General features: G+C 59.9%; 7 protein-coding genes and 2 pseudogenes. 2 read left to right on the top strand and 7 right to left on the bottom strand.

Going from position 1 to position 6,681, the window contains the following annotated elements; translation table 11 throughout:
• Nucleotides 1-131: pseudogene (locus tag HKD32_RS14780) on the top strand (IS481 family transposase); the annotation flags it as partial.
• Nucleotides 132-297: 166 nt separating this feature from the next.
• On the opposite strand, the gene HKD32_RS14775 reads toward HKD32_RS14780, so the two are convergent.
• From HKD32_RS14775 to HKD32_RS14755, 5 genes and pseudogenes are all read right to left on the bottom strand, one after another.
• A complete protein-coding gene (locus HKD32_RS14775; RefSeq protein WP_456305926.1) occupies nt 298-846 on the bottom strand; it encodes a hypothetical protein in 549 nt (182 codons plus the stop codon).
• A pseudogene (locus HKD32_RS14770) lies at nt 833-1,123 on the bottom strand (transposase); the annotation flags it as partial. The pseudogene HKD32_RS14770 and the gene HKD32_RS14775, both read right to left, overlap by 14 nt.
• A 93-nt stretch (nt 1,124-1,216) precedes the next feature.
• Entirely contained in the window at nt 1,217-1,891 is a 675-nt protein-coding gene (locus HKD32_RS14765; protein WP_061928656.1) for a transglycosylase SLT domain-containing protein, read from the bottom strand.
• On the bottom strand, nt 1,888-2,967 hold the full coding sequence (locus HKD32_RS14760) for a protein kinase domain-containing protein (RefSeq protein WP_061928658.1): 1,080 nt from the start codon (nt 2,965-2,967) through the stop codon (nt 1,888-1,890). The genes HKD32_RS14765 and HKD32_RS14760 overlap by 4 nt, the downstream gene beginning before the upstream one ends.
• 90 nt (nt 2,968-3,057) lie before the next feature.
• Nucleotides 3,058-3,498 carry a hypothetical protein gene (locus HKD32_RS14755; protein WP_167347197.1) on the bottom strand — a complete coding sequence of 147 codons (441 nt, stop codon included), beginning with the start codon at nt 3,496-3,498 and terminating at the stop codon, nt 3,058-3,060.
• A 155-nt stretch (nt 3,499-3,653) separates the two neighbouring features.
• On the opposite strand from HKD32_RS14755, the gene HKD32_RS14750 reads away from it, so the two are divergent.
• Nucleotides 3,654-4,538: a tetratricopeptide repeat protein gene (locus HKD32_RS14750; protein WP_167347198.1), complete on the top strand. Its 885-nt coding sequence runs from the start codon at nt 3,654-3,656 to the stop codon at nt 4,536-4,538.
• On the opposite strand, the gene HKD32_RS14745 is transcribed toward HKD32_RS14750, so the two are convergent.
• Nucleotides 4,475-5,188, bottom strand: a complete 714-nt coding sequence (locus HKD32_RS14745; RefSeq protein WP_061928663.1) for a hypothetical protein — start codon at nt 5,186-5,188, stop codon at nt 4,475-4,477. The two genes, HKD32_RS14750 and HKD32_RS14745, sit on opposite strands and share 64 nt — an antisense overlap.
• On the bottom strand, nt 5,185-6,606 hold the full coding sequence (locus HKD32_RS14740) for a type II and III secretion system protein family protein (RefSeq protein ID WP_194258372.1): 1,422 nt from the start codon (nt 6,604-6,606) through the stop codon (nt 5,185-5,187). The genes HKD32_RS14745 and HKD32_RS14740 overlap by 4 nt, the downstream gene beginning before the upstream one ends.
• Nucleotides 6,607-6,681: the final 75 nt, after the last annotated feature.

Raw genomic sequence — 6,681 nt, 5'->3', positions numbered from 1 at the left:
ATAATTTCGGGCGAAGACTCAAGACCCTCAGTGGCCTTACCCCTTACGAATACGTCTGCAAAATCTGGACTTCAGAGCCGGAAAGATTCATCATCAATCCAACCCATCAAATCCCGGGACTAAACACCTAGAACGCCAGCATCCGGGTGACGCATGGCGTTTTTCCTGTTTGATGCAAATCCCAGCATCGCAGCCAGATCACCCTCAAGAAAAATCGCTAGTTCTCCACTCTCGGGAATAAGGCGGATCCGCGTGATCAGAGAACGGATCGCTTCTACCGTCTGTGTTCTGCTGACTTCATTTTGAAGACTCTCGTGGAGCGTCGCGATCTTCTGGCGATACAATTCCGCCATGTTGGGGTGCAGCAGGTGCGTCGACCAACCGTGTTTCAATCTCTGCCTTGCGGGCTTCGAGTTCTTCCATGCGTGTCTTGAGAGCAGGGCTGGCAAAGCCGTCGAGGATCGCCTGCACGGCCTTGTCGAGTTCGCGCTCGATTTTGGGGAGTTCGGATTTCAGAGCGACCAGATCGGCCCCTTTCTCCATGCGCAGACGATTGACCTCACGCGTGAACTCCTCACAGAATTCTTTGAAGAGTGCGGGCTTCATCATCTGGGTCCGCAGGCCGTTGAGTACGGATTTTTCCAGAGCATCCCGGCGGATCGTCAGGCGGTTCTCGCAGGTGCCTTTGTTGCGGGCTGTCGAGCATTTGCTCTGCCGGGCTTTGACCGCATCCCAGAGATCCTGTTCGATAATCCGGAGGCCAGGCACGTTCTGAAGAAACCATTCCGATTCAGGGTTGAGGCGGGAGACGCGTTTTCCGGTGCTCGGATCCGAGATGTGTTGCATCGATCATCAGGCGCTTCGAACGACCGGCCTGTTCTGTCAGGGCGATAAAGATCCTGTCAAAGACACCCAGGCGGCTCCAGCGGATGAAGCGGTTGTATAAAGTCTTGTGCGGACCATACGCTTTCGGAGCGTCTTTCTACTGAAGACCATTGCGGATCACATAAACGATCCCGCTCAGAACACGCCGGTCATCCAAGCGTGGCACTCCACGCGCCAGAGAGAAAAATGGCTCAATCCGCTCCATCTGCCTTTCAGACAGCAAAAACACGTCACTCACAGCATCACCTCCACCGGTAAGCCTGTGAATCACGGAACACCGTTCAGTTCAATGAATTAACAGGTCTTGAGCCGAGACCGCGACACGTCCAGTTTATCGCCGGAGGGCCGGCCCGATATGGGGTAGGTTATGCCAGATCCGGAGTTGGTAGGCGTGGTTGAAAATAGGGGTTGCGGAATTATAGTTCCCGACGCGCTCCCAGAACTTCCGACTATCCGCGGGAGTCGAGGCCCCGATATTGCGCGACAGTATCCACGCGCCGACATGGACGTTCAGGCAGTCATCCGCAAGAAGAGCATCACGGCTGATACCAAGGCGCGCCAGTTCGGGTAGATGGATGGAGTTGATCTGAGCGGGACCGATATCGTAGCTGCCGTTGCTGTTTTTGGAAATAGTGCCCCGTTTGCCATTCTCGGTTTTCAGGACCGCCTGAAGCAGAATGACGGGAAGATGATATCGGGAGGCCGCTGCGGTCACACAGCGATTATCGCTGGACGCGACAGACGCAAGAAGCGGTCGAGACCCGGTCGACCGAGGCGCGAGCCGGGCGCGCGCCATCAGCCATGTTCCGGCGGCGATATTCACGCACATATTGCGTCGGACGGCATCTTCGGAAAAGCCGGAGCTGGCGAGGAGCGGCAGGCTGGCCGGGCTGATGGCCATCGCGCCGACGCCCCGCCGCGTTCGGGTGAAGAGTTGGTGTTCCACCGCGCTCGCCGGAACATGATAGGCTGCGGCCGCCTCTATGGCGCAGGGCGGCAGCGTCACGGCTGGTAGGCCTGCGTGTCGGCGGCAGAGTGTGATATTGGGTCTGCCGGAACATCAGTCATGCGTGTCAGGACACTGTCCGCCGCATCTCCGCAATGTGACGCGCAGTTGGCGACGAGGTGGGCCGTGTTGCGTGTGGTGCGAAGGGCCCTGCGTAGGATGACCGCGCCTGTCGGTCCCATGATGTCCTGCAACACGGTCGCGAGGCGCGCGACGTCATCCGGGCTCACGATCTGGAAAGCGGGGTTGCGTATGGCAGCATGGACCGCATTGCGAAATGCCGCGATATCCGCAAAACGGTCCGTCGGGTTTTTGGCAAGCGCGCGGTCGATTACCTCTGCCAGTGCGGGCGGGAGATCGGGGCTAAGGGTCAGAAGCGGCACATGGGGATGGCCGACGATTTGTATGACCGTGCGGGTATAGTCGCTGCCCTGAAAGGGAAGGTTCCCGGACAGGAGGAAGTAGAACAGACATCCTGCCGAGAAAATGTTGGAAGACTGTGCCCAAGGCTCCCCGACTGCCTGTTCTGGCGACATGAGTGCTGCGTCCTCCGGGCGGGCGAGGGCGGGGTTCAAAAGGTCTCCCACGTCGCCCGGTGTGATGCCGAACTCCAGAATTTTCAGGTCATGGGATGGCGTTACGAAGAAATTTCTGAGCCGGAGATCGGTTAGGTCAAGCTGCTGTCGGTGGGCGGCCTCGAAGGCATCGAGCGCCTGCAGGATCAGGGAAACGGCGATGTCCACGGGCATGCCCCGGCGCTCCTCAAGAGGCCGGGCCGTAGCCAGAGGGTCCATGATGATGAAGGCATCATCACCCTCTACGACAAGTCCGTGCGAATTGAGGACGGCAGGATGGCCAAAACCCGAGACCTGCTGGATCTGACGGCTGATGCGCGCGCGATATGCGTCCCTCTCCCTGATGTCGAACTGGCGCAGATCGATCTGGCGGAGGCTGACATCGGCCAGGCTCTGACAGTCGATGGCGTTCAGAAGCACACCACGCTGATCGCGCCGGATGAACGTCGTAACCTGAAAGCGGTGTGGGGTGTCGGACGAAGAGGGCGATTCCGCTGTCATGCTCATGCCGGATATTGACGCAATGCCCCGAGGGCAGAGCCTGTGTGATAACAGTCTCTGGGCAGATGTGCGAGCGCGAACAGGATGCAATCAGGTTGCGGGTGTGCTTTCGTCCGCATCCAGCAGGCGGATAGCCCCGGAATAGCCCCGGCGCAGGCGTGTCATTGCGCGTGACATGTGCACCGCATCTGGATCGGGGTCGTTCAGTACCGGCGCGTCGTCGAAATGGCCCAGACTGAGCGAGACCAGACTTGAGGTGACGATTTCCAGACGGCGAAGGACTGTTAGTTCCACCAGCAGGCAGAGCGCGGCCAGTGTCAAGCACCATAGCACCGACAAGCCGATATCTTCTCCCCAAGACCCGGTGCCCCAGAGTGGATGGGTCAGCAGCGCGAGAACACCCGGTGCGCCCACAAGGCCGAAACGCACGCGCAGGGCCCTCCGCATCGGGGCGGAAGGCGACAGGGAGGACAGAATGCGAGACATCAGCATAACGCGACAGACCAGTTTTGACGGAAGCGGGTGCTGCATGATGGACAAAGAATGCGGTAGCGTCACCCTATCATTAGTCTGGATCATTATCCGGGGTGGGGGCGCTTGACCTCGTTTGACTCCGAATGTTTCTATCGGCTGCGGCCTGGGTAATCCTCCGGTCAGATGGCTTCGCAGAGGATGATGAATTCACGATGACCATGCCCGATATGAGCCTCCGGACACGATCGTCCGTGCGTATACTGGCCCGGATGGGAACCGCAGGCCTGTTTCTGGCGTGCGGACTCGTAGGGGGGTGTGTGTCTACGTCAGACGTCCAGTCCCAGAACGCCTCGCGCGAGCGCAGGGCGGCGCAGGATCCCGAGGCGCTTGCCCGGATTGGCGATGCCGCCGCACGCCAGAACGATATGAAGACAGCGGCTGCTTTTTACGGAAAGGCCGTGGCGCTGAAGCCCGACGATCTCCATTTTGCCCTGTCCTATGCGGAGGCGCTCGCGTCTTCCGGCAGAGCAGAGGAGGCGATTTCCGCTGTGCGGGGCGCACTCCCGCACATGGCTGAGAATGGGAAGATGCGACTGACGGTCGTTCTGGCTCGCCTTTTGACGGCCTCGCGTCACAATCAGGACGCGATCGCGCTTTTGCGGCCGGCGATCGCGTCCCGGCCCGATGATGCGGCCCTACAGATCGCAATGGGTGTGGCGCTCGATACGGCACAGGATCATGCGGGTGCCCAGACCGCTTATCGCAGAGCTCTTGCGATCGACCCGTCAAGCCTCTCGGCCCAGAATGATCTTGCATTGTCTCAGGCTCTGGCCGGACATAAAGCCGAGGCTCTCTCCGACCTCCGTCGATTGCGGACACTGGCTGTGGAGCAGGGCGCATCGGACGCGCAGATTGCGACCATCGATGGCAATATCGCCATCGTCTACGCGTTGGAGGGTGACGTTCAGAATGCTCGCCGCTCTGGAACGGGGGCGGCCGCCACGGACAGCGACCGCCGCGAGAATGCCCTCTTCTATTCATTGCTCGCGGCAGGGGGCGGGGGCAGGGACGTCATGCCGTCCACCCCTGCCGACTGACCGGTATTTCCCAGAAGCGCTGCACTCCCTGGCGTCCCTGTCGATCCTCCGCTGCCTCCCCCCGGTCCGGTGACGGAAGAACTGCCTGAAGATTGCTGGCTACCTTTCTCCTGATGCTTCTCCCACAGTTCGACAACCTGCCCGAAGCGGGCGCCGTTTGCGGGCTGAAGCTGTGCAGGATCGACCAGATCTCCAGCGTTATCGAGTTCCTGCCCGAGGGCGCGGGCCTGTGTGCAGGTGCCAAGAGCCGTCATGCTGCCTGAAACATCGCCAAACCACGAGCGTCGGAGCGCCCCCCCGCATTCAGGGAGGACGAGCGTATAGGCGTACAGAACGAACGTCATGGACGGATCGGATGTGTGTCTGATCCGGGCTGCGTTCACACCGGATCGAATCAGCGCCGCCTCCGTCAGGGCCGAAAGCCGCGGGTTTGCGGTATTGATGACCGCATGGATATCGCGGCCCGGCCCCAGAGAGGCGATGGCCTGCCGGATATCGGAATCAGGGCTATAAGCCGAGAGCGAACCCCTATGGACCAGTTGTCTAAGCAGCAGAGGGGGGGAAACCGCTTTCTGGATGGCGGTATTCTCGTTGCACCCCGCGAGAGCGGTGAAGCTGAGGCACAGGACAATGAAAGCTGCGCGTATCATTGGTAGAGAAAGCCTCCCGCGCCGTGAAGATGAGGCATGCGCTCTGGGTCGGGTGATGTCTGTGTGCTGACGGCGGTTCGGTTGAGCAGTAGGGATTCCAGCGCCGTCGTCGGGCGCACGTAATCGGTTGGAAGTTCGGGAACGCTATCTCCCGGATGCACGACATAGGCCGTGACCACGATAATCAGTTCGCTCTCATTGCGCTGAAAGGATGTGGAGCGGAAAAGCGCACCCAGAACCGGGATGTCTCCAAGGCCCGGAACCTTGGAGATTGCGTTCTGCGCATTATTGGAAATCAGACCGCCAATGGCAAAACTCTGACCTGATGCAAGCTGTATGGTCGTATCAGCACGGTTTGTCCGGATTGCGGGAACGGATGAGCCGTTGGTTCCCGGGAACGAGTAGGCACCGTCATTGGCCGCGGTCGAGATCGTGCTGACTTCGGGGGCGACATGCATGGAAATCGTTCCGTCCGCCAGAACGGTGGGTGTAAAGGCGATGCTGACGCCGAAACTCTGATAACTGATGCCCACCGTGCCGAAGCCTTGGGGGATGGGAACGGGAAACTGGCCCCCTGAGAGAAAGGTCGCAGGCTCGCCAGACATCGTCGTGAGGTTGGGTTCGGCGAGCATCGTAGCCAGCCCTTCTGACGCCATGGCATCCAGTGTTCCGGTAACGGATCCGTGGCCGTTGGTATAGCTGCCGGAAACGCCGTTCATGCTGCGGGCAGCATCGGTAATGAAATTTGCAGCATTCCCTCCGAGGCCGCCCGTTGCAGCACCGATGGCGAATGACCCGACATTATTGAAAACCGTACTCCAGTCGAAGCCAAGCTCTTGCGAAACGCTGCGCTGCACTTCCGCCACGCGCACGCGGAGGCTCACCTGAACGGGGGCGCCAATCGTCAGGCGATTGAGCACGGCCTTGCCGTCTCCCGCATATTGCCGCGCCAGTTCGCCCAGATGAGCGGCGGCGCGTGCGTCGGGAACGGACCCGCTCAGCACTACGCCCTGGGGAGATTCCTGAACCGTGATATTATGTCCGCCTTCAGCGAGAATGGCGCTTTTCATGGCGCTCATATCGTCATGAACCGTCACGTCGGAAGACAACATCGTCTGGCCGTTACGGTCCAGAATGATGATGGTTGTATGGCCCGGTTTCTTCCCGAACAGAAACAGTGTGTTATGTGCCGTGTATTGAACGTCCATAATTGCAGGGTCGGCGATCATGATATTCGACGTCGCGCGTGGCAAATGGATAATCTGGCCGCCACCCACGCTGATCTCCATCGCCCGGGAAGCATGCCATGTGCTTTTCTGAGGGGCGGGCTCCTGGGCCAATGCAACGCCCACCCCCTGACCGAAGACAAGGCCGGACAGGAGAAAAAGGGAACGAAGTGTTCCGGTGGATGATGACAAGAGGAACTCCCGTGTTTTTGGGTTTCCCGGCCGCAGGTTTCGGGACGGGAAGGACCCGGTGGACCGGACCGCGTT

Origin of the sequence: Gluconobacter japonicus (assembly GCF_015244665.1) — a bacterium.
Lineage (GTDB): Bacteria > Pseudomonadota > Alphaproteobacteria > Acetobacterales > Acetobacteraceae > Gluconobacter > Gluconobacter japonicus.
The sequence above is the reverse complement of the archived record's forward strand: the minus strand, read 5'-3'. Positions and strand labels throughout refer to the sequence as shown.